The sequence below is a fragment of the Prevotella sp. E15-22 genome (assembly GCF_023204875.1).
GTDB lineage: Bacteria > Bacteroidota > Bacteroidia > Bacteroidales > Bacteroidaceae > Prevotella.
In genome coordinates this window covers 1,962,891-1,984,383 of record NZ_CP096247.1, presented here as the reverse complement: position 1 = coordinate 1,984,383, position 21,493 = coordinate 1,962,891, and the positions used below count along the sequence as shown (strand labels likewise).

Here is a 21,493-nt window from a genome sequence, read left to right as displayed (position 1 = left end):
TCCTACTATCTAATATTTTTTAATGAATGTTTTTATAATGGATTGTTATTAATTGATGCAAAGATAATAATAACTTCTGTTATTTCCAAATTAGTATAACGATATTTTATTACTAATCATACAAAGAGCATAATGAGTTATAGAATGATTGTGTATATACCTCTTTCGTGAATTGGGCGTTTAGCTGATTGCCCGTATAGTCAGCATAATGCCCTTTTATTTCTAATATGGCTTCGGCTATCTGTGTGGTAAGATTCTTGTTTTTGTCAATGATAATATTTTTCTGTCCTATTAAGGTTTCAGGGAGCCCTCCGTCGTTGGTGGCGATGACTGGTAATCCCATCGCTGTGGCCTCGATAGCTGACATGCCGAGTGCTTCATTGATTTTCGAAGGTACTACGGCAACATTGGCAAGGCTGAGATAATTGGGGAGTTCGCTGTAGGGTACGAAGCCTGTGAAATGAACTTTGCCGTTCAATTGTCTTTCCATTTCCAGGAGCTCGTCTAAGAAAGTATTGTGGTTTACGCTATCAGCAAAATTGCTTCCGCCTACCACTAAGAGCTTGATGTCTTTTTCTTCTTTTAACAGTGCTATGGCCTCAATCAATTCCTTGACTCCTTTGTCGGGCACAATGCGGCCTGTGTAAATCACAATGAAGTCTTTCTCGTTAAAGCCAAAAGCTTGACGGTTGATGTTGTTTAGCGAAGGTTTAAACTGCTCTGTATCAAGGCCGTTGTATACTACCGTTGTTCTTGTAGGAATGCCAACATCGGAAATTCGTTTTTGAATGTATTTTGAGACACAGATAAAACCAGTGTGCGTCTTAATAATCTCGTCAACACGAGATGTTAGGGCGTTAATGATATCGGTGTGTATGTGAGATATAATTGGGGTGTCCAATCGCTCTTTTAGCTTTAGCGCAAATCCAGGGCGATTCTCAAGTATAATTAAGTCAAAATGCTGTTTTCTGAGTTTGCGATAGGCAAGTTCAAAAAAGTATTCTAAATGATGGAAATAGTAGCCATTAGGGTGTAACTTGCTATAAACTTTACTGTAAAGGCGAAACCATAAACTATGCGTGTTGATGTATTCATAATGGTTCACTTCTGATTTCAATGCTTCGTGCTTTTTTACTTCTGGATGCCAAACACTATACACCGTGATGTTATGCAACCTGTGCTGGTTGTTATATTCAAGGTAGTAGTCTATTAGATTCTCGACTGCACCTCCTTGAACTGCTGGTATTGGCAGTATTCCAGATGTGATAATTGCAATCTTCATTTGTTATGAACGGTATGAATGAAATCCTTGTTACTGGTTTTGATATGCAAGATATTTGTTGCCATTCGCCAAACAAGTCTTGGAAGAACTGTCGCTTTCTTTAAAACAACTTTAGTTCTTAACTGGTTTGGAATGGCAATATAGAGTCCTATAATGAATAGTGCGAGGGTGAACCACCATTTAAGATGGTAGATGATAGATGGAAGATGGTAGATGGATGATGTAAGAGTTGCAATGATGCAAAGAATTGGTGTGAGGACAAGAAGGATGGAGCGAGGGATGAGGGCCTGCTGAATGGTCTTGTCGATATAATTGATGTTCCCTGTGATGACAGCCTTTGGAAGGGATGGGAGCATCTGAAGAAAGGCTTGTACCTGTCCAGTCATCCAGCGTAAACGCTGGCGCTGGAAGTTGTCGCTACTACTGACTTTCTCATCCATCACCAGGATATCTTCTGCATAATGGATGTGGACACCTTGCATCATGAGCAGAGCCTCAAGTTCTCGATCTTCGACAGCAGAATCGAGTTTGCTGACGTTGGCACAAAACCAATGATAGTCAAAGCACATGCCTGAGCCGATGAGGGCGGATGACATGCCGATGCGGTTGTGACCTTTACGAAAAATGCTGTTGTTGATTTCCTCGCTGAGGCCATCAAGAGCTGCAATATCGTTGTCGGCATTTTTGGCGGTACGATGGCACTGAATGGCCATTGAGGGATGAGCAATGGTACTTAACTGAGTGAGATAGTCTGGTGCCACAATGTTATCAGCATCAAGAATGACGATGTAGTCGTAGGCGGATGATGTATGATGTGATATGGAAGAGATGGCATGTCGCAAAGCTTTGGCCTTGCTGCTCTTTTCGAAGTTGGGACATAAAAGCGTGATGGGAAGAGATGCTAAATGTTGGTTGGTCTCGTCGCTCATGTTATCCGAAATAACTGCCACGTGGAATAAATCCTTGGGGTATTCCTGATGTAGGAATGACTCTATGGAATGGATGATGACGACATCTTCGTGATAGGCAGGAAAGAGCACAAGGAAAGATGGCTGGTGGATGATGGATGATGGAAGAGTTTTCTTCTTCTTGGGGAGAAGTGAGGCGAGCGCAAAGAATAGAACATAGAAAACATTGCCTGCTATGATGATCCATAACAGTAAGTCGATGATTTCTATGATAATTCTAATGCTCACTTCTTTAGAATTTTGTTTCTGATGACTCTTCTAAGTCTTTGTATGATATGAGAAAAAGCATCCAAACGGTTACCTGCCTCGTCTCTGCCTGCTCGGAAGATGTTGATAATGGCACCAACAGTGATGAGGGGCGCACGCAGATAGTCACGATCCCAGTTCTTATCCACCAGATAGTCAGGCGTTGCCAGTGCGAATGCGAACATAGCAATGGCTGCGATTGCCCACCATTTGATGACTAAAGAAAAATAGATGAATGGTAGAAAGAAACACATGATGGCGATGATACCCATCATGATGGTTCGAGGAACCATTGCCCACTGGATAATCTTGTCAATCTGGTCGTGCTTACTATTAATGAACGCAGACGGCAGATAGTGGATGTTATCGAATAGGGCATGTGTTTGTATATAGGTCCAACGACCACGTTGCATGTTGAAGTCGTGGATTAGGCGTATCTTCTCATCGTAGACATTGATGTCTTCGAAATAGTCGATAAAGATGCCTTCGTTGGCCAACATGGCTTCCAATTCCTTTTCCTCGCCCATGGCAGAGTGTACTTTCATGATGTTTTGTTTGAACCATTGGAAATCGAAGACAGAACCTGAGCTGTTTAAGGCTGCAGACAATCCAACTACATTATGACCAGCCCTGAAGATATTGTTGTTAATCTCCTCGAATGTGGCATCCATACGCGAGATGGACGTGTCGCGGTTCCTTGCCATTTTGTGTGTCTGAATGACTTTTGAACCAGATGTGTCGTAGGCATCATTGACCAATTCCAGATAATCGGGATCAACAAGGTCGCCAGCATCTAATACGACAACAGTATCGTAGATTTTGAATTGTGGGAGATTTAGGATGGCGTATTGCAGTGATTTTGCTTTGGAACTCTTTTCGAAGTCAGGAGTGAGTAGGGTGATGGGCATTTGTGCCAAACGCATGTTTATCATCTCGCTTTGATGATCTGAGATGACAACAATATCAAAGTTACGCTGGTTATAGGTCTGTCCAAGGACGGCGTTGACTGTTTCCAGCACTCTCTTCCCACTTTTATAGGCGGGAATTAAAACGATAAAGCGATTGAACTGCTTTGCTTTTTTGATCTCGCGTGGACTCTTAAATAGCGCAAAGACTGCAAAAACAAAGATATATGCTACTGTTAATGCCACGGGCAAAAACAGTAGGAAATCAATAATATATAGTATCCACCAGAAATCCATTTCTAAAATATTAAATTCATAATCCCTTTTATTGTTGCTGATACCAGATTTAGTTGCCCATGTAAAAGGTACTTGCAAATGTCGCGAGGAGCAACGAGGAATATTAGATATGTGTATGTGATGTATTTTCGCAGTCCTTGTATGTTTCGTTTGACAAACAACAATCGGTTGCGTGTGAGGTAATAGGCCTTCAGCGGACTTTGTTGTCCTGTAGATTGGCTTTCCTTGTGATAAATGGTACAAGCAGGTTCGTACCAAATGCTGTAGCCAGTACGAGTGAACATCATCGACCAATCGAGCTCCTCGTAATAGAGGAAATAGCATTCGGGCATAAGGCCAACCAGGTCGATAGCGCTGCGTTTGACCAACATGGCAGCACCATGTGCATAAGGAGTGGGGTGGGCAGTGTCGTATTGCCCATGGTCTTTTTCTCCAAAGCCAATAGAGCGGTTGCGCATGGTAAATCGCGAAAGGGGGGTGTAGCCTGCAAATTGAATGGGATTGTCATCCCACGCAAAGCGAATCTTGGGACATACAATACCAATTTCTTCATTGGACTCTAGGCGCGAGACGAGGTGGCTGATGTCTGAAGCCTGAGGCTTGAGAATCGTGTCGTTGTTGATGAAGAAAAGATACTTTCCATGGGCGGCTTTGATGCCTATGTTGTTGCCACCAGCAAACCCTAGATTCTTATGACTTCTAATTACTATGACGGCTGGATAGCGTTCTTTGATGATGGAAGCTTCGTCATTTTTCGATGCATTATCTACCACGATTACCTCTATGGAATGATCCTCTAAAGGTAACGAATCAATTAATTCACAGGTATCTTTCAACCCGTTGTAATTGATAGTGATGATAGATAGTGTTATGTCCATGACAGTAGTTTCTTAACTCTAGATTTTTCTTGCTGTTCTTTCTTAAGACGTTTTTTCTCTTCTAGCTTTGTATATATTTTTTCTTCGTATGCAATATATTCAGGCTCTATGGCAGGAAGTAAATAGACAATGGCCATGCCGCCATAGAATAGTATGATGTTCGGATATTGAAGTAGAATATGGTTTGCATATCCTCCTGCTTGGATGCCAATAAAACCACAACAAATAGCCGCTGAAATGCCTTTACAAGCTTTGTTCTGTAGTTTAAAGAAGGAAATGAAGCACCCACCCAATAGGATGATGATATTCATGGCTGCAAATACGTAGACGCCTACGATACCAGTACGTTGCCAAAAGAACACATATGTAGAGTCATTGGAGGTTTCATATACTACTTTAAATTTGTTGAATCTTGGAATCCTAGATTCATCAATATTGATACCCATACCATAAGGGGCATCTTTGAGGTACTTCTTTAAGGCCTGTTTGTTTAAATCACGGACATTGAGTGAAGCGTCTTTAGTGTTGAATGCTGAGCGCATACGACGTATTTGCATGTTGCCCTGACCGATATTTGTAAATGCAAGAATGAAAACGAATGCTCCTCCAAGAAGCAAGACTGTTGCTGTTAATTTGGCAGATCTAGCTAAGAAAACGTATAGGGCAATACCTGCCATGAAGCAAACCAAACCAGAACGGGTTCCTGATGCAAAGAAACTATAGGTGCAACAGATTCCGGTGATAGCAAATAATATTTTATCTTTCCTAAGTTTACTTGTGAGACTTGTGATGTAAAAAAGAGCGGCAGCCGCGCCCATGTTACAACCAAAGGTGGCAGCATCTGAGAAGAACGAAAAATAGCGTATGGAGCCACCAATGATGTGTGTACGCATGGCACCGCCAATTAACCAACGTAATTCTGCTTGATCCCAGCCGAACGTTTTTTGACGCCAAGCCCAAATTGTTGCGACAATGGAGAACCATGCCCAAATGCGTAAAAAACGCATGATATTCTCAGGAGTATTGATGATTTTACTAACAAGTACAAATGCAAAGATGAAATAAAACGCATAAAAGTTCATATTGGTTAGCCAATCCCCAATACTTACTGGCAATCCACAAGTCTCGTTGAAGACTTGAATTCCTAAATAGAAAGTCCAAAGTAAAAGACCCAAAAGCATAGGATTGGCGAGGGAATTTTGTCCTTTCTTTGGGATTATAATGAGAGTCATCACTAACAGTAACTGTGGTAATACAGTGACTACCGTAACGGGGACAGGTATGTAATCATATCGTTGTAGCCCCATTACAAAGTAGTTCATTGCAAAAATATACCAAAAAAGTGCATTTTGTTGCTTAAAAGAAAGAAATAGGAATAGGCCTATAGCGGGAATCATACATATTGCAGCAAAAGGTGTAAGCCCTGATGTCGCTAGAAGATAGATGGCTAACAGAAACAGAAGAAAGAGTACAATGACTCTTCCTCTGATATTACTGTTGTATGATGTGAATGATTTTATCATTCGTTACTTGGCATGATTATTCTCGATAGCGGTCAGGCCGAGTTGAGAGATGCGATAGACAAAGTTGTTGAAACGTGTGTATGGTGGCAACTGTCCCACAAACTCTTCTACAGCATAACGACTGGCCTCGGTGAGGTACATAAAGAGTGTTTCTTTATTCTCCAGACGAGACTCGATATCTTTGAGCGCTTTTTGGTCAACATCCTTCCATGTACGGTTGGCACGGGTAATCATCAGATTGACGGTACCCATGTTCAACAATGAACTTGAGATGGTGTTGTCATCCAAGTTTGGATATTCGATGATGGCAATCTCATTAGGCATTATATCAGGACAGATGTCCTTGATATCTTTTGCCAAAAGGTAACGGCTATCTTCGGCCAAGAAGTCCTCATCATAGGTAAGACGGCGAATCTGCAAACCAAGACTAAGCCAATAATTCTCTAATTCTTGAGCCAGGTAACTCTTGCCGTTGGCGGCATCGGTGGACAACAAGTTAAGCACGTTCTGTTGACCTTCCTTAAAGTGGGGCAGGAGTGACTTGCTGAGTTGACGTAGAGCCATATCGCTGATGGTCTTGTTGAATCGGCGATAACGCAAGGTGCTTTCCTTGGGGAAGCAGCCCATGACGGGTATATTTGTAATCTTTTCAGAACGCATGCGGTCGCGAAGGGTGCGGTCGAGCATTTCGATGATAAAAAAGTATAATGCCGTGAATACAAATGTCAGCATAAATGAGCCTAACAATGTCATTAAACGATTGGTAGGCTGCGCATTAAGTGGAAATACAGGTGGATTCAGAATGCGTAGTACAGCTGTTGACATCTGAAGGTTGCGCTGGCGTAGACGGGCAGAGTTGAGCGCTCTTAGCATTTCAATATAGTTAGTCTCGATGAAACCAATATGACGATCTTTACGGTCGAGTGTAGCTCCAATGGGTGAATAGAAAAGAAACTGTTCATTGATATTTTCTTTCATGATGTCCTGAGCGCCAAGTTCTGCTTTTGTTTGTTCCAATAACAGTACTTGTTCCAACCAACGGTCAATCAAAGCAGATGCTTTAACACCTGTGTCAGTGCTATAGTTTGAGGCTTCTAGGGTTTGTGTCAGTTCTTTTACTTTTTTCGTTGTTTCATTCAATTGACGTTCTGCTTTTGCCAATTCTATCTGTGCTTCATTGTTATTGCCGCCGTTCTCGCTACTCATGAGTTTTAGGTTTGCAATACGAGATTGCAAACGGGTGATGTCACGAACCAAATTTGTGAAGTTTTGGTTCGATTCGATAATCCTGGTGCGGTCGCCTAATTGACGTTTGAGGTAGGCAATCAAGGCTTCGGTGGTCGCAATGTTCATGCGCAGTTCGTTATCCTTAACTTGTTGCTGTGCTTCAAGTCCTGCTAACACCTTGGTTTGCTCACCATAGTTAATGATACGATGCTTAACGTTATATTTGATAAGGTCATTTTCTGCGTCAGTAAGCACTTTGTACAAACGAGCAACCTCTTTTTCAAAGAACTTGATAACATTTAACGTCTCGCCATAGCGCAAATCACGGTATTGCTTAGCAAATACATCATTCAGAATGTCCAACGTGTTATAGCAAATGCCTGGGTCGTTAGCTGAATAAGAGATATCAATAATATCACTATACTCTAATTGTAAAACTTTCAGGCGACTTGTAATGCTATTAATACTAAAATAAGGATGGAAGTTTAATAGACCAAAAAGGTAGTTGTCTTGTGTCGGTTTCTCATATGCTTTGAGGTTTCGATAGGTTTCCTGTTCGCTATTGTGATTGATGAGCGCCTTGACTTCAGCTGGTACACTAGCATCAAGTAAACGGAAATGCTCAGCTGAGATATAGTTGTTATCCTTGCTTCGATTGCCATACATCATGCAACGGGCAAACAAACGAAGGGCTACCTCATGAATGGTATTGTCGGTTTGAATAATAAGCATCAAGTTAGCAATGTTGGTCTGCTGATTGCCACCTGCTGTACCCGATCCGCCTTCAATATTATAGCCGGTAATCATACCTGTGTATATGGTTGTTTTAGCATCGTATTCGCGTTCCATATTTCGTGTGGATAACCAAGCAATAATCATGGCAATCATAGGTAGTATGACCAGATACCACCTGATTTTATATAGAAATCTAACTAAATATCTAAATAAATCCATATCGACTATTATTATTTCATTCTTTTGGAGTTGGAGTAGTAGGTTCACTTGTCTTTAAAGCATCTTTGGCGGATTGCTTTTCTAGCTGCTTTTCAAGTTTTTCTTCCTCTTTTGCCTCTTTCTTAATGCGCTTCTCAACAGCTCTGTTTTCACGAGCAATCTGTCTCTTTGTCTTTTCGATAGAGGAATCTAACGTGATGTCTGTTGTTGTATTTGTAATGATGGGCGTATGAGTAAGAATCTCTAAAGTGACGATATCCGTTGTTATTTCTGTGAGAAGGGATTGGTATGTCGTAACAGCGCCTTGACCTTGTAATCCTGTGTAAGCATATGACTCGATTTCCATGTTTCCATGGTGAAATTCGACCTCATTCAAAGATGCTGCGCCTTGATAAGCAGCTGCGTTCTCACCTGCAGTTTTTAGAGCCGTTAGGTTGTTCGTTATTTTGATATAGAGCGTGACAATCTGCAGTTTTAATTGATCGTAGGCGGCATCTTTTTGAATCTGTACTTGCTCAACTTCCATTCGTTTGCGTTTGACGGATGGCCCTAAATCAAGAATGTCCTCAAGAGGAACACTTATATTGACACCTATGTTCCAAAAACTTTGTTCAGAAGAGTGGGGCTGCCATACCATGCCACTGCCATAGCCAGTGCCTTGGGAACCACTCCATATATCTGTAAGGCCATAACTCATGCTGGCATTGCCATTGACGTAAGAGAAAATATGTTTTTTCTGTTTAGCAACTTCTGCTTGTGCCATTTCCTGTTGCTTGGCTAATAACAGAATATTGGGATTCTGCTTGGCATTCTCAAACAGAACTGACAATGGCGGAAGCTTAAACATTGAGAAATTAAGGTCCTTCTCATTACTGGAATCGAAGAATCCGGCACTGATGCCACTATCGTCGGCTGTCTGCGCCATAGCACCAACGCAGAATACAGAGACAACGAGGGTAAATGCTATTTTCCTAAACATGTTTTGTCAAAAAGACTAATTAGACATTTTCCTTTTGTACAAACGCAAAGAGGGTACGGAAAAGAATCTTCATGTCCATTCCGAAGTTATATGTCTGCGCGTACAGGATATCAAGTTGCTTGCGTTCTTCTGCCGACATCTTGCCACCCTTACCTCTTTCCTCTACCTGCCAAAGACCTGTGAGTCCAGCAGGGGCCACAAAACGGTCGATGCTGGAGTCGATGGTGAGTTTCTCGGCTTCGTAAAGGGGGAGGGGACGGTTGCCCACGATGGACATGTCGCCTTTCAGAATATTGAAGAACTGAGGGAGTTCGTCAATGCTATATTTGCGAATGAAACGACCAACCTTTGTGACACGGGGGTCGTTCTCAATTTTGACGAATGCGTTGTTAATCTCTTCTTCCTTCTTTTTGCTGAAATCACTCTCAGATACCACAAAGTCGTCGCCAATCAGCATCACTTCTTCGTCGCCAATCATCATTTCGATATCCATGTCCATGTCCTTGGGCTCTTCGACTTGTTCTTGCTGAGAATTGGTGGTGAAGACGGCATCGTCGTTATCCTCAGTATTCTTGCCATACTGATTTTGGGATGCACTCAACTCCTTCAGGCGTTTTTCTGCATCTGTATACATGGAACGGAACTTCAAGAACTCGAATACCTTGTAGTTGGTTCCAACGCGCTTTGACTTGAATAGGGCAGGGCCTTTGCTCTCCAACTTGATGGCAATAACTGTTGCTATCATGATGGGAGACGTGATAATAATGGCTAAAATAGAGAAGATGATGTCGAACGTGCGCTTCCAAATGGGTATCTTAAACTGGAGGACGCGTCTTTTCGAGATATTGGTGTCGAAAAGAACTGACTCACGTTCTTCGATGAATTGTAATTTCTTGTTGATGAGCGTAACAGGTGCGTTGATGTCGAGTGTGTCGTTAATGCCGCTTTGCTGATAAGCCTTGCGCTCCTCAGGGTCTAACGGACTTGTCAATAGGATAATATAGATGCTGCTGCAAACCTTTCGTAAGTAGGTTATTGCAGCAATATCGTCAGTGAGATTACCTTTCTCCAAGAAAAGTATAAAGTGGTCGCCGTTATTATGAGACTTACTTTCCTCTGCGGCCTCAAAATGACTTTTCGTGAATTTGACATCTCTGCCAGGCAGATACCTTAAACGCTCTTCTGTCTGGGGATTATTTCCTAAATATACGACACCTATCATAACTTGTGGTTAATTCGGCAGAATCTTTTTAACGCGAATCTTAAGTTCCATGGGGTTGAAGGGTTTCACAATATAGTCCTCGGCACCAATCTCCAGAAGACGAATGCGTTCGCTGGTTGAGTCTTCGCTGGACAGCATAATGACGGGAATGTGGCGGAATAACTCGTTCTGCTTGATCCATTCCAAGAAGTCGTCACCACGCATGCCTGGCATACGGATGTCTGAGATAATCAGATCGGGCGTGTTGCCAGCCTGAAGCCATTTGACACCTTGCAAGCCGTCGGGGAGCCACTGTACATCGTAGTCGCTCATTAAATAAATAGAGAGAACCTTTGCAATGGTCTCTTTGTCGTCCAGTATTAGAATCTTCTTTTTCATATATGAAATACTCTTTAAATTCCAATTTTATTCTGCAAAGGTAAAAAAAATATTTGAAATGCCAACATGTTGTTGAAAAAAAATCTTCTTTTCTGCAAAATTGTTGTTTTTTTCAAATAAAATTAGGGAAATATATGCTTGTTTCGTATCATATTAAAGTAATTTAATATTAATTATGGCAAGATATCTTTTAGGTTTTGATGTAGGCAGCTCGTCTGTCAAAGCATCTTTGGTCAATGCCGAAAATGGCAAGTGTGTGTCTTCTGCCTTCTTCCCAGAGAAGGAGGCACCCATCATGGCTGTGAAGGCTGGTTGGGCTGAGCAGGACCCAGAATCGTGGTGGAAATACGCTAAGCAGTCGTTGCAGAAGATTATGGCTGACAGTGGCGTGAAAGGTGATGAGATTGCCGCTATTGGTATCTCATACCAGATGCACGGACTGGTTTGCGTGGATAAGAATTTGCAGGCTCTTCGTCCTTCAATTATCTGGTGCGACTCTCGTGCAGTGCCTTACGGCGAGAAGGCTTTTAAGGATTTAGGTTCTGAGAAATGTCTGTCGCATTTGCTGAACTCGCCTGGTAACTTTACCGCTGCTAAACTGGCATGGGTGAAGGAGAATGAGCCCGACTTGTATCGTAATATATATAAGGTGATGTTGCCTGGTGATTATCTGGCAATGCGCTTGTCTGGGACTGCAAACACTACGGTGAGCGGATTGTCTGAGGGTATGTTCTGGGATTTCAAAAACAATGATGTGGCTCAGTTCTTGTTGGATTATTATGGCTTTGACCGTTCGCTGATTGCTGACATCGTGCCTACTTTCAGTGAGCAGTGTGTTGTTTCTGAGGCTGCTGCCAAGGAATTGGGACTGAAAGCTGGTACGCCTATTACATATCGTGGTGGTGATCAGCCTAACAATGCGCTGTCGCTCAACGTGTTGAATCCTGGTGAGATTGCTGCTACAGCTGGTACATCGGGTGTGGTTTATGGCGTTTTGGGTGATGTAAACTATGATCCTAAGAGCCGCGTAAATACCTTCGCTCATGTGAATCATACGGCCGACCAGACACGTCTGGGTGTGCTGTTGTGTATCAATGGTACTGGTATCCTGAATGCATGGGTTCACAGAAATATTACACCTGGCATCGGATACGCCGAGATGAACGATTTGGCTGCACAGGCTCCTATTGGTAGCGAGGGCGTGACTATCGTTCCGTTCGGTAATGGTGCTGAGCGTGTGTTGGAGAATAAGGAGATTGGTTGCTCAATCAATGGACTGAACTTTAATAAGCACTCTCAAGCTCACTTGGTGCGCGCAGCTCAGGAGGGTATCGTATTCTCGTTCTGCTATGGTATGGAGATTATGCAGCAAATGGGTATGGATATCAAGAAGATTCATGCTGGTAAGGCTAACATGTTCTTGAGTCCGCTGTTCCGTGATACACTGGCTGGCGTTAGCGGTGCAACGATTGAACTTTATGATACGGATGGCTCAGTGGGTGCCGCTAAGGGTGCTGGTATGGGCGCTGGTATCTATAAAGACAACAACGAGGCTTTCGCTACGCTTGAGAAGTTGCAGGTGATTGAGCCCGATGAGAAGCATCGTGCTGATTATGCTGCTGCTTATGCCGCATGGAAAGAAACTTTGAAGAAAAACCAATAGGCGTTTAATCTGGTGAAAAGATTAAAAAATTAAGTAAGGATGACTTTTTAAAAAGAACGTTCGCAAGCAAGTCGCTTGCGAACGTTTATTTTTTATTCCTCTTCTGTTGTCTTTAAGATAATACTAGTGGCACCAATAGTAAAGAGGGTGCCATTCTCAATGACGCGTCTTTCGCGTGGTGGTATCTCTACATTGTCGACAAAGGTGCCAGTGTTGCTGTTGTTGTCGCGAAGTGTGTACTTTAGCTGGCCTTTCTTGTCACGGCTGATGTTGAGTGTGCAGTGGTTGAGGTCGACGCTGGGGTCAACGGTCTCGAAAGGTGTGTTGATGGGGTTGCCCTTCTGGTAACGGCCAATGACGTTATCGCCCATCTGGAGGGGGATAACCTGCTTGTAATGGAACACGTTCTCAATAACAGTGATTGTGCCGAACTGTGATTCGCAGTCGGTAGTTTGTGTGTTGTTCTCAACTTTTTGGGTGTCGCGCAACTTCGATACGCCAATGCGGATACCAAACTGCTTGCCGCATTCGGTGCACTGAAAAACTAACGACTGACCTGCCGTGTATTTTGTTTCGTCGAATGTGATGTAATTGTCACATTTGGGACAGCGTACTCGCTTCATCTCAAAATGTATTAGAAAAAGTGATTACTGTTTTACTTCCATAATCCAAGCCTCTGCAAAATGTTTACTCTGCGAACGCAGTGTGCGTAGAACATTCTGGGCTTCATCTTCAGAGTTGTAGGTGCCATAGACCACACGAAGAATCTTTGTCTCCAACAAGCGAACTTCCTCATAACCTTGCTTGTTGAGCTGGCTAATAAAGTCCATGGCGTTCTGTCTGTTGACTTGACTAGCCAGTACGATGCAATATGTGGGGACAATGGGCTTCGCTTCTTCTTTAGAAACAGTTACGATGTCAGATGACGTACTGTCAGTAGGTGTAACTTGTTTGGCGGCTGCAGGAAGAGACTTTATGTCAGTCGTTGCCTTAGTGTGCAGTGAGCCAATAGGGAAGAAGGCGCTTTGCTGAACCTGGGTGTTTATGTCACTATTTGATATGGGTGAACTAATCATGAGGAATGCAACAACTGCTGCTGCGACGGCAGCTATGTTGCGAAGCCATGACATCTTGATAGTGATACTTTCTTCTTTAGGAACACTGTTGAGCGAAATAACCTCAGCTGGCTTTTCCTGTTCTGTGGGCTGCTCTTTTTCTTCTTTTGCGGCGATAAACGGCATCTCGAACGAACTTAATCCATAGAGATTAGGGGTTAGAATGCCTGCTTCACATGGTTCAAAGGTGATATGTCCTTCTTCGTTCAAGCGAAGAATACCGATGTCATTTAATTCAAATTGGCCATCGGTCTCCAAGTGCTGACGGATTTCAGCAACCTCAGCTTCAATGCGGCGTAAGGCTTCTGGATAACTGATGTCGTAGGCCTCGATGTACGACTGTACAAGAAGTGAGTCGTTCATCTTGAGTTGTGGATTGAATCCCAATGTGCGCAGAGGAGGCAGGAAGGTTCCGTCTTCTACGTCATAACGTGCCTCAACATGATGCGCCATGAAACCACCTAAATCGGGGACGATGACGCAATCGTTGCTGAGCAACAAAATCTCTATATGTCTTTCAAGTTCAATCACGAGTGCAAAGGTACGCCTTTTTTCTGAGATAGGCAAATAAAAAGTGGAAAACATTTTCGGATTACAATTTTATTTTATACTTTTGCACACAGAAAAATAATAATAATTGTATCATGGAATTTAAGAAAACCTCAATCGATGGGGTATATGTTATTGAACCTCGGATATTTACAGATGCGCGAGGATATTTCTTTGAGGCTTGGAAACAGGCTGAATTTGAAGAACATATTGGTAAAGTGAATTTTGTTCAGGATAATGAGTCTAAGTCTTCGCGTGGTGTGCTTCGTGGACTTCATTATCAAAAAGGTGATTATTCGCAGGCCAAATTGGTGCGCGTTATCAAGGGCTGTGTCTTGGACGTGGCTGTCGACATCCGAAAGAGTTCGCCTACTTTTGGTCAGCACGTGATGGTGGAACTGAGTGGTGAGAATAAACGCCAGTTCTTTATTCCACGTGGTTTTGCGCATGGTTTCCTTGTGTTGAGCGATGAGGCTATCTTTACCTATAAGGTTGACAATGTGTATGCACCGCAGGCTGATGCTGGCATCCGTTGGAATGATCCTGCGCTGGGCATCAACTGGCCTATTGATCCGAAGGAGGTGCTGACCAGCGAGAAGGATTTAAAGCAGCCCTTGTTGAAGGATGCAGAATGTTTTGAATAATATATTATTAATAAAGAGGTATAGGATTTGCTTTTGCCATTGCGGGCATTGGCTCTGAGATAAATACATGAAAATACTTGGTCAACTGTTTTTTCTTGTTTTGTTATTCGCTTCTTGTGGATGGCAGTCGGGGTCTACAGATACTTCTCGACCTGAGGAGAATCTGGAGGCAAAAGCCATGTTGCAGGGAATTTGGATAGAAGATGAGACTGACGAAGTATCGTTTCGCGCAAAGGGAGATACTATTTACTATCCTGATTCGACAAGTTTGCCTGCTTATTTCATGATTGTGAACGATTCGCTCTGGTTGGGTGATGGCCGTTATGCTATTGTGAAACAAACAGAGCACTTGTTCTTGCTGCAGAATCAGAATGGTGATGAGGTGAGGTACAGAAGAAGTGAGTCGGAGGATGATTCACTGGCGTTTGTGAGTCGCCGACCAGAAATCCTGACGGTGACAGAGGTGCTGAAGATGGATTCTGTGGTGTCGTTTGGCGCTGAGCGCTATCATTGGTATATTGCTGTAAATCCAACAAGGTATCGTGTGGTAAAAACTGCTTATAATAGTGAGGGAGTAGGGGTGGACAATGTCTATTACGACAATATTATTCACCTTAGTCTTTATAATGGCTCGCGAAGTTTGTTCTCACGTGATTTTAAGAAGCAGATGTTCTCCGACATGATTCCAAACGAGTTTTTGGAACAGGCGATATTGGGCAATATGCAATATGACCATATAGATGCTCATGGCTGCCACTTTAATGCTACGCTGTGCATTCCTGATGGCGCCAGTTGCTATCTGGTGGATGTTCTTATTGCAAAGGATGGAAAATTGTCAATGACTTTGTTGGAATATTAGGATAAGTCTTCGTCCAGCCAATGATCTATGAGACGGCGGGCGATACTGAGTTTCTCAGGAAGTTTAGGCAGGTTGGTACGATGGAACCAACCTGCTTTTTGTAGCTCCTCGAGTTGTACGTGAATGTCACCGCTCTCATAGTCGGCTGTGAAGCCAACCATCAGTCCGCTGGGATAGGGCCAAGGCTGTGAGTCGAAGTAACGGATATTCTTTATCTTAATGCCAGTTTCTTCCATTACTTCGCGCTGGACGGCTTCTTCCAAGGTCTCGCCTGTCTCGACGAAGCCAGCAATAAGTCCGTAGAAGTCGCTACGGAAATTGCGACCTCGAGCCAGGAGAATCTCGTCCTTCCCTTTGCGAATGAGTACGATGACTGCTGTGGCCAGTTGGGGCCACACTTCCTTACCACATACCTCGCAACGCTTGCTGATGTCGGTATGGAAGTGCATGTGTCCGCCACACATGCCGCAAAACTTGGTGTTGCGGTCCCAATAGAGTAGTTCTGCGCATTTTCCTGCTTTCAGATAAAGGGGGTAGGGCAGCTTGTAGTAGCTCTGGCGTAGGGGACACATCTCGTATGTGGGATGATTGGTGATGGGGGTGTCGATGCTATAGGCTTTGACCTCGATATCACTTAATGGCGTGATGTTGAGAATCGTGGTCCAGGGTTTTACTTCAATGGGTGGTTCTTCTTCAAATGGAATGGTATAAGTGCCATCGGCCTGTCGCTGTAGCATCAGGTCGTCTTTGCAAAAAACAAAATAGTATTTTTTCATTTTTCTTATCCGGTTGATTTATGTAGCGTGTGCTTATTCTTTGAAAATTTGTTTGTAGTCTCGCTTGGCTGCAGGTATCGTCCATTCTTCTGGGATGAACTTCCAATTGTGGCCTGCTTGGGGTGTCATGGTACCTTGACGTTCAATTTCCTGCATGAGGTAATGGCGAAGGTCAAGTGGGGATTGGTAGATAATTCTTTTGTTGAGCTGGTCTTGGGGAATGCCGGCGCCTTTGGTGATGAGGTCGCCGCCACCGTTACCACGATAGCTGTTCATCACTACTTTGTATGTCTTGTCTTCGTAGAAAGGCTCACCATTTGACATCTTGAGAATCTGTACTTTCTGACCATCTGGTTTGGTGACGTCAACTATATAGTCAATGCCTGCTGCTGAGTCGAAGTTGAACGTAAGGTTTTTAAAACCAAGGCGTTGTTGGTCGCCTTTCGATTGTTCGCTGAGCAATAAGAGGTGGTCGTCTGGACTTTTCATGGTGTTTACCCAACGGTCGTAGCTCTCTTCCAAGTGGCCCTTGATCTCGCGTCCTGTCATGTTGAGTACATAAAGCTGGTTCTCATAACGGTATAACTTAAACATATCGGCTACGGTGATGTCGCCAGCCTCAATTTTGCTGTCTAATGCCAATGGGGCATTGAATGAAATGTCGGCTCCGGTTAGCTGGAGTTGAAGCGTGTGGATGAAATCAATAAAGGCTGAATTGCCAAAGAAGCCATCGCGTGTGCTGATGCTGTTCTCGAATCTGCCGATACGGCGATTGACATACGATTTTATTCGCTCTATGTCTGAGGCAAAATAGCTGGTCATGGCTTCGTCAATGGGTTCTTTTCTCACACTGACGATATTGCCATTGATGTTTTTTTGTTTGAGTTGACCATTCTCGTAGGTCATCTTGACATGCGCTACTGCCACGTTAAGGGCGTTGTTGGCTGGGTCGAGCGTCGATACTTTCTGTCCTTTGGTGTTGGTAATCCAATCGTTGTGGACTGTGTGGTCGTGACCGTAGAAAATGATGTCGAAACCAGGTACTTCGTGGGCTATACGGGCTGAGGCATCTTCTTCGTTGCCATCAAGTATGAGTCCTCCGTCCTTCCCACTGTGGAAAAGTCCGATGATAAGGTCGGCGTGCTCTACTTCCTGTACGTGCTTTACCCATTTTTTTGCACTGGTTACCATGTTCTCAAAGGTGAGACCTTCAAACTGCTTCTCGTTCAGCCAGCATGGAATAGTGGGAGTTAGCAGACCGATGATAGCAATTTTGACGCCATCGCGTACAAACATAGTGTAGGGCTTGAGGTATGGAAGACCTGTCTGCTTGTTAATGACGTTGGCCCCTAACACAGGGCAGTTTACTTCGTTTATCCATTTGTCGTAAACGGCATGGCCGGGTTCTACGTCATGGTTTCCGATGGTCTGAACGTCATATTGCATGTAGTTTACGACTCTGGCTGCGATATTGGGCTCGTTGGTCATTACGTAGTTAGACCAATAGCAGCAGGGTTGACCTTGAAGAATGTCGCCATTGTCCAGTAATAAGACATTTTTACCCATCTCCTGGCGCTGCTGTTCTACATAATGGTGAATGCGCGCCATGGAACCGTCCGTGGGCTTGCCAGTGGTGAAATTATAGGGAAAAAAGCATCCGTGTACATCGCTGGTTTCAATAAACTGCAGATTGACAGTCTTGGTTTGTGCCGTAGCTGTTTGCATGGTTGCAAAGATGAGGCATGTTGCTGCTATAAGATAATTTTTCATAGACTATTGATGTTTGTGAGGGCAAAATTACAAAAAAACTCTCGATTAACCGCCAATATGATAAGAAATGTGATGGCGATGATTGGTTTTCCTGCTTTTTTATTCAGGCACGAAATTTGCTGTAGGCTATGCAGAATATAAAACAAAGATTAATATGGCATTCATTGACTATTACAAGATTTTGGGCGTCGATAAGACGATTCCGCAGAAGGATGTGAAGAAGGCTTACCTGAAAAGGGCTAAGCAGTTTCATCCTGATTTGCATCCTGACGACCAAAAAGCTAAAGCAAAGTTCCAGGCTCTGAACGAAGCCTATGATGTGATAGGTGATCCGGAAAAACGAAGAAAATACGACCAGTACGGAGAGCAATGGAAGCAGGCTGATGCTTTTGACGCTGGTGGCTTTGGTGGCTTCTCAGGAGGCAATGCCCGTGGTGGCTCTCCGTTTGAAGGTTTCGATTTTTCGGGCTTTTCAAATGGAGGTGGAACTGGTGGCTTTAGCTCGTTCTTTGAAAACCTCTTTGGCGGAGGTGCTGCAAGCAGAGGCGGGTTTGGTAGACGTCAGCAACCGGTTGATACCCAAGCAAATGTTAGTATTGATATGTATACTGCTTTGTTGGGTGGCGACGTGATTGTGACAACCCAAGATGGAAGGAAACTGAAGTTAAGAATAAAGCCTGGCACACAGCCAGGCTCTAAGGTTCGTTTGCGTGGTAAGGGACAAAATGGTACTGACTTGATTATTACGTATAACGTTACTCTGCCTGCCAGTCTGTCACCACGTCAACAGGATTTGCTTAGACAGATGCAGCAAGGATAAACTGCTCGGCACGCTGAAGGTCTTCGGGAGTGTCGATGCCTACGGTTTCAACATCTGTGAGGCCAACCTTAATGCGATAGCCGTTCTGCAGCCAACGCAACTGCTCCAGACTCTCTGCTAATTCCAGTGGACTCTGGGGCAGTTTTGTGATTTCTGATAGTACGTTGCGGCGGTAGGCATAAAGACCGATGTGCTTGAGAAATGGGAAGTTCTGAAGCCACTCCGATTGTTCCTTACCTCTAATATAAGGAATGATACTGCGACTGAAATAAAGGGCGTAGCCATTGATGTCTGTAACAATCTTGGGGGAGTTGGGATTCTCGACGGCCTCCATAGTCTCGAAAGGTTTTCCCAATGTGGCAATCTGGGTTTGTGGGTCGTCAAAAAGGTGCTTGACGGTCTCTAACTGACTCTTCTGAATGAAGGGTTCGTCGCCTTGAACGTTGATAATCACATCTGCGGTGGTGTGTAGTTTCTGGGCTGCTTCTTCAATTCGGTCGGTACCACTTTTGTGGTCGTTACGCGTCATGACAGCTTTGCCGCCAAACTGCTCAACGGCTTGGAATATGCGTTCGTCGTCGGTGGCGACATAGGCTTCGCCTAGTACACTTACTACTTGCTCATATACTCTCTGAATGACAGGCTTGCCTCCTAAAACAGCCAAGGGCTTGCCTGGGAAACGCGTTGATGCATAACGCGCGGGAATGATTCCAATAAACTTCATATCGTCTGATTTTTGACCGCAAAGATACAAATAATTCTTAATTATCGGTTGTAAAAGCGCCTTTTTCTTGTGACTTTGGCCTTTTTTTTGTATCTTTGTGGTGCTAAAACTATCATGGAATATGAAATTGACACCATATATATTTTCGATAGCTCTTCTTGCCTTGTCAATGAATGTGCAGGCACAGAAAATTACGCTTGGCTCATGTGTGACAAAGGATGGAGGAGATTATAATGGAGAAATGACTGCCGGAAAACCTCATGGAAAGGGTAAAACGGTGTGGAAAAACGGTAACCTGTATGAGGGTGAGTATGTGAAAGGCAAGCGCGAGGGATATGGTATTTATACCTTTACCGATGGCGAACGCTATGAAGGCCAATGGATGCAGGATCACCAGCATGGACAGGGCACGTTTTATTTCCAGAATAACAATAAGTATGTCGGACTCTGGTTTAAGGATTATCAGCAGGGTCATGGCGTGATGTACTATTTTAATGGTGATGTGTATTCGGGCAACTGGCACGAGGATATGCGTGAGGGCAAGGGAAAATATGTGTTCTCGGGGGGCGCTTATTATGATGGTCAGTGGCAGCATGACAAGAAGAATGGTAAGGGCTTTTATGATTGGGCTGATGGCTCTACTTATGATGGTGAGTGGAAGGATAATCAGCGCAATGGTAAGGGCGTCTATAAATATGCTGATGGTGATGTGTATGTGGGCCAGTGGCTGAATGATGTCCAACATGGAAAGGGTATCTATCGATTCCAGAATGGTGATATTTACGAGGGTGACTATCAGAATGGTAGACGTTCGGGTATGGGCATCTTTAAGTTTGCTAATGGCGACCGCTATAATGGTCAGTTCCTGAATGGTGATAAGCATGGACAAGGTACCGTAGTATGGGCAAATGGCAATACATACACTGGTCAATGGCGAGCCGATGCACCTAATGGTCACGGTAAACTCACTACTAAAGCTGGTGACGTGGTCGAGGGAGAGTTTAAGAATGGTCAGCCTGAGGGCGAGTGTATCGGTCATATGGCTGATGGCTCTAAATTCAAGGCGATGTTTAAGAATGGCGTGAAGAACGGAAAGGCCATTGAGGAGAATAGGGACGGAAAGCGTTTTGAGGGTAATTATACCGACGGAAAACGTGATGGCGCGTTCGTAGAGAAGGATCGCAATGGTAATATAGTGGCCAAGGGTACTTATAACAATGGCTATCGTAAGGTGGAATAACAATAACTAAAAAACAAAATTATTATGATTATTGACACACTGGACAATCTTGAGAAATATACTGGCGTACACCCTCTCTTTGCCGAGGTTGTGGCTTTCCTGAAGGAAAACGATCTTGAAAAGATGGCGGATGGGAAATATCCGATAAAAGGGGAGGATGTGTTCTTGAACTTGACAACGACTCCAGGAAAGGCTCCTGATGAGGCTGTGTTGGAAACGCATGTGAAGATGATTGATGTTCAGATACCTATTGACGGACCGGAAACTTATGGACATACACCTTTAGCACATTTGCCGGAGGCAGCATATGATAAAGACAAAGATATCTCTTTTTATCCAGACTTGATGGCTGAGAATTTTATTGATTGTCAACCTGGCATGTTTGCTGTGTTCTTTCCGCAGGATGGACATGCGCCTTGTATTTCCATGTTCCCACAAATTAGGAAGGCTATATTTAAAATAAAGGTATAAAAC

Annotated in this window: 20 protein-coding genes; 6 read left to right on the top strand and 14 right to left on the bottom strand. The window is 43.6% G+C overall.

The window, feature by feature from the left end:
• Window positions 1-112: 112 nt before the first annotated feature.
• The 9 genes from M1D30_RS08135 to M1D30_RS08095 all read right to left on the bottom strand — a co-directional run bounded on the left by M1D30_RS08135 (window position 113) and on the right by M1D30_RS08095 (window position 10,859).
• Complete coding sequence (locus tag M1D30_RS08135) at window positions 113-1,282, bottom strand: glycosyltransferase family 4 protein (protein ID WP_248502808.1); 1,170 nt, start codon at window positions 1,280-1,282, stop codon at window positions 113-115.
• Window positions 1,279-2,478 (bottom strand): glycosyltransferase family 2 protein, encoded by a 1,200-nt coding sequence (locus M1D30_RS08130; RefSeq protein WP_248502806.1) that lies wholly within the window; start codon window positions 2,476-2,478, stop codon window positions 1,279-1,281. The genes M1D30_RS08135 and M1D30_RS08130 overlap by 4 nt, the downstream gene beginning before the upstream one ends.
• Window positions 2,475-3,647 (bottom strand): glycosyltransferase, encoded by a 1,173-nt coding sequence (locus M1D30_RS08125; RefSeq protein ID WP_248502804.1) that lies wholly within the window; start codon window positions 3,645-3,647, stop codon window positions 2,475-2,477. The genes M1D30_RS08130 and M1D30_RS08125 overlap by 4 nt, the downstream gene beginning before the upstream one ends.
• A 53-nt stretch (window positions 3,648-3,700) precedes the next feature.
• On the bottom strand, window positions 3,701-4,576 hold the full coding sequence (locus tag M1D30_RS08120) for a glycosyltransferase family 2 protein (protein WP_248502802.1): 876 nt from the start codon (window positions 4,574-4,576) through the stop codon (window positions 3,701-3,703).
• Complete coding sequence (locus M1D30_RS08115) at window positions 4,567-6,099, bottom strand: O-antigen ligase family protein (protein ID WP_248502800.1); 1,533 nt, start codon at window positions 6,097-6,099, stop codon at window positions 4,567-4,569. The genes M1D30_RS08120 and M1D30_RS08115 overlap by 10 nt, the downstream gene beginning before the upstream one ends.
• A 3-nt stretch (window positions 6,100-6,102) precedes the next feature.
• Window positions 6,103-8,175, bottom strand: a complete 2,073-nt coding sequence (locus M1D30_RS08110; protein ID WP_248502798.1) for a hypothetical protein — start codon at window positions 8,173-8,175, stop codon at window positions 6,103-6,105.
• Window positions 8,176-8,296: 121 nt separating this feature from the next.
• Window positions 8,297-9,259: a TolC family protein gene (locus tag M1D30_RS08105; RefSeq protein WP_248502796.1), complete on the bottom strand. Its 963-nt coding sequence runs from the start codon at window positions 9,257-9,259 to the stop codon at window positions 8,297-8,299.
• A gap of 19 nt (window positions 9,260-9,278) precedes the next feature.
• The gene (locus M1D30_RS13745; RefSeq protein WP_256466167.1) at window positions 9,279-10,481 is read right to left on the bottom strand and encodes a sugar transferase; all 1,203 of its coding nucleotides are present in this window, start codon (window positions 10,479-10,481) and stop codon (window positions 9,279-9,281) included.
• Between the two features lie 9 nt (window positions 10,482-10,490).
• The gene (locus M1D30_RS08095) at window positions 10,491-10,859 is read right to left on the bottom strand and encodes a response regulator transcription factor (protein ID WP_027449457.1); all 369 of its coding nucleotides are present in this window, start codon (window positions 10,857-10,859) and stop codon (window positions 10,491-10,493) included.
• A 175-nt stretch (window positions 10,860-11,034) separates the two neighbouring features.
• Between M1D30_RS08095 and M1D30_RS08090 the strand changes: the two genes are divergently transcribed.
• Window positions 11,035-12,522, top strand: a complete 1,488-nt coding sequence (locus tag M1D30_RS08090; protein WP_248502794.1) for a xylulokinase — start codon at window positions 11,035-11,037, stop codon at window positions 12,520-12,522.
• Between the two features lie 92 nt (window positions 12,523-12,614).
• On the opposite strand, the gene M1D30_RS08085 is transcribed toward M1D30_RS08090, so the two are convergent.
• Both M1D30_RS08085 and M1D30_RS08080 read right to left on the bottom strand, forming a co-directional pair.
• Window positions 12,615-13,145, bottom strand: a complete 531-nt coding sequence (locus M1D30_RS08085; protein WP_248502792.1) for an FHA domain-containing protein — start codon at window positions 13,143-13,145, stop codon at window positions 12,615-12,617.
• 24 nt (window positions 13,146-13,169) lie between these two features.
• Window positions 13,170-14,168 carry an SPOR domain-containing protein gene (locus M1D30_RS08080; RefSeq protein WP_248502790.1) on the bottom strand — a complete coding sequence of 333 codons (999 nt, stop codon included), beginning with the start codon at window positions 14,166-14,168 and terminating at the stop codon, window positions 13,170-13,172.
• A 113-nt stretch (window positions 14,169-14,281) separates the two neighbouring features.
• Here M1D30_RS08080 and rfbC point away from each other — a divergent pair, with 113 nt between their 5' ends.
• Window positions 14,282-14,830, top strand: coding sequence for a dTDP-4-dehydrorhamnose 3,5-epimerase (rfbC, locus tag M1D30_RS08075; RefSeq protein WP_248502779.1), 549 nt, complete (start codon window positions 14,282-14,284; stop codon window positions 14,828-14,830).
• 67 nt (window positions 14,831-14,897) lie between these two features.
• The gene (locus M1D30_RS08070; protein WP_248502776.1) at window positions 14,898-15,689 is read left to right on the top strand and encodes a DUF4738 domain-containing protein; all 792 of its coding nucleotides are present in this window, start codon (window positions 14,898-14,900) and stop codon (window positions 15,687-15,689) included.
• Here M1D30_RS08070 and nudC read toward each other — a convergent pair.
• Together nudC and M1D30_RS08060 are read right to left on the bottom strand one after the other, a co-directional pair.
• Complete coding sequence (gene nudC, locus M1D30_RS08065; protein ID WP_248502774.1) at window positions 15,686-16,465, bottom strand: NAD(+) diphosphatase; 780 nt, start codon at window positions 16,463-16,465, stop codon at window positions 15,686-15,688. The two genes, M1D30_RS08070 and nudC, sit on opposite strands and share 4 nt — an antisense overlap.
• 33 nt (window positions 16,466-16,498) lie before the next feature.
• Window positions 16,499-18,235 (bottom strand): bifunctional UDP-sugar hydrolase/5'-nucleotidase, encoded by a 1,737-nt coding sequence (locus M1D30_RS08060; RefSeq protein ID WP_248502772.1) that lies wholly within the window; start codon window positions 18,233-18,235, stop codon window positions 16,499-16,501.
• Between the two features lie 154 nt (window positions 18,236-18,389).
• On the opposite strand from M1D30_RS08060, the gene M1D30_RS08055 reads away from it, so the two are divergent.
• Window positions 18,390-19,055, top strand: a complete 666-nt coding sequence (locus M1D30_RS08055) for a DnaJ domain-containing protein (protein WP_248502770.1) — start codon at window positions 18,390-18,392, stop codon at window positions 19,053-19,055.
• Here M1D30_RS08055 and kdsB read toward each other — a convergent pair.
• The gene (gene kdsB, locus M1D30_RS08050; RefSeq protein WP_248502760.1) at window positions 19,033-19,779 is read right to left on the bottom strand and encodes a 3-deoxy-manno-octulosonate cytidylyltransferase; all 747 of its coding nucleotides are present in this window, start codon (window positions 19,777-19,779) and stop codon (window positions 19,033-19,035) included. The genes M1D30_RS08055 and kdsB overlap by 23 nt on opposite strands.
• A gap of 121 nt (window positions 19,780-19,900) precedes the next feature.
• Between kdsB and M1D30_RS08045 the strand changes: the two genes are divergently transcribed.
• Window positions 19,901-21,019, top strand: coding sequence for a phosphatidylinositol-4-phosphate 5-kinase (locus M1D30_RS08045; RefSeq protein ID WP_248502758.1), 1,119 nt, complete (start codon window positions 19,901-19,903; stop codon window positions 21,017-21,019).
• A gap of 24 nt (window positions 21,020-21,043) precedes the next feature.
• Complete coding sequence (locus tag M1D30_RS08040; RefSeq protein WP_248502755.1) at window positions 21,044-21,490, top strand: YhcH/YjgK/YiaL family protein; 447 nt, start codon at window positions 21,044-21,046, stop codon at window positions 21,488-21,490.
• Window positions 21,491-21,493 lie beyond the last annotated feature (3 nt).

Excerpts from the sequence above, each read along its gene's own strand:
- M1D30_RS08135 (WP_248502808.1), bottom strand. The coding sequence starts at position 1,282 with ATGAAGATTGCAATTATCACATCTGGAATACTGCCAATACCAGCAGTT.
- M1D30_RS08120 (WP_248502802.1), bottom strand. The coding sequence starts at position 4,576 with ATGGACATAACACTATCTATCATCACTATCAATTACAACGGGTTGAAA.
- M1D30_RS08115 (WP_248502800.1), bottom strand. The coding sequence starts at position 6,099 with ATGATAAAATCATTCACATCATACAACAGTAATATCAGAGGAAGAGTC.
- M1D30_RS08110 (WP_248502798.1), bottom strand. The coding sequence starts at position 8,175 with ATGGAACGCGAATACGATGCTAAAACAACCATATACACAGGTATGATT.
- M1D30_RS08105 (WP_248502796.1), bottom strand. The coding sequence starts at position 9,259 with ATGTTTAGGAAAATAGCATTTACCCTCGTTGTCTCTGTATTCTGCGTT.
- M1D30_RS13745 (WP_256466167.1), bottom strand. The coding sequence starts at position 10,481 with ATGATAGGTGTCGTATATTTAGGAAATAATCCCCAGACAGAAGAGCGT.
- M1D30_RS08095 (WP_027449457.1), bottom strand. The coding sequence starts at position 10,859 with ATGAAAAAGAAGATTCTAATACTGGACGACAAAGAGACCATTGCAAAG.
- M1D30_RS08090 (WP_248502794.1), top strand. The coding sequence starts at position 11,035 with ATGGCAAGATATCTTTTAGGTTTTGATGTAGGCAGCTCGTCTGTCAAA.
- M1D30_RS08085 (WP_248502792.1), bottom strand. The coding sequence starts at position 13,145 with ATGAAGCGAGTACGCTGTCCCAAATGTGACAATTACATCACATTCGAC.
- rfbC (WP_248502779.1), top strand. The coding sequence starts at position 14,282 with ATGGAATTTAAGAAAACCTCAATCGATGGGGTATATGTTATTGAACCT.
- M1D30_RS08070 (WP_248502776.1), top strand. The coding sequence starts at position 14,898 with ATGAAAATACTTGGTCAACTGTTTTTTCTTGTTTTGTTATTCGCTTCT.
- nudC (WP_248502774.1), bottom strand. The coding sequence starts at position 16,465 with ATGAAAAAATACTATTTTGTTTTTTGCAAAGACGACCTGATGCTACAG.
- M1D30_RS08060 (WP_248502772.1), bottom strand. The coding sequence starts at position 18,235 with ATGAAAAATTATCTTATAGCAGCAACATGCCTCATCTTTGCAACCATG.
- M1D30_RS08055 (WP_248502770.1), top strand. The coding sequence starts at position 18,390 with ATGGCATTCATTGACTATTACAAGATTTTGGGCGTCGATAAGACGATT.
- kdsB (WP_248502760.1), bottom strand. The coding sequence starts at position 19,779 with ATGAAGTTTATTGGAATCATTCCCGCGCGTTATGCATCAACGCGTTTC.
- M1D30_RS08045 (WP_248502758.1), top strand. The coding sequence starts at position 19,901 with ATGAAATTGACACCATATATATTTTCGATAGCTCTTCTTGCCTTGTCA.
- M1D30_RS08040 (WP_248502755.1), top strand. The coding sequence starts at position 21,044 with ATGATTATTGACACACTGGACAATCTTGAGAAATATACTGGCGTACAC.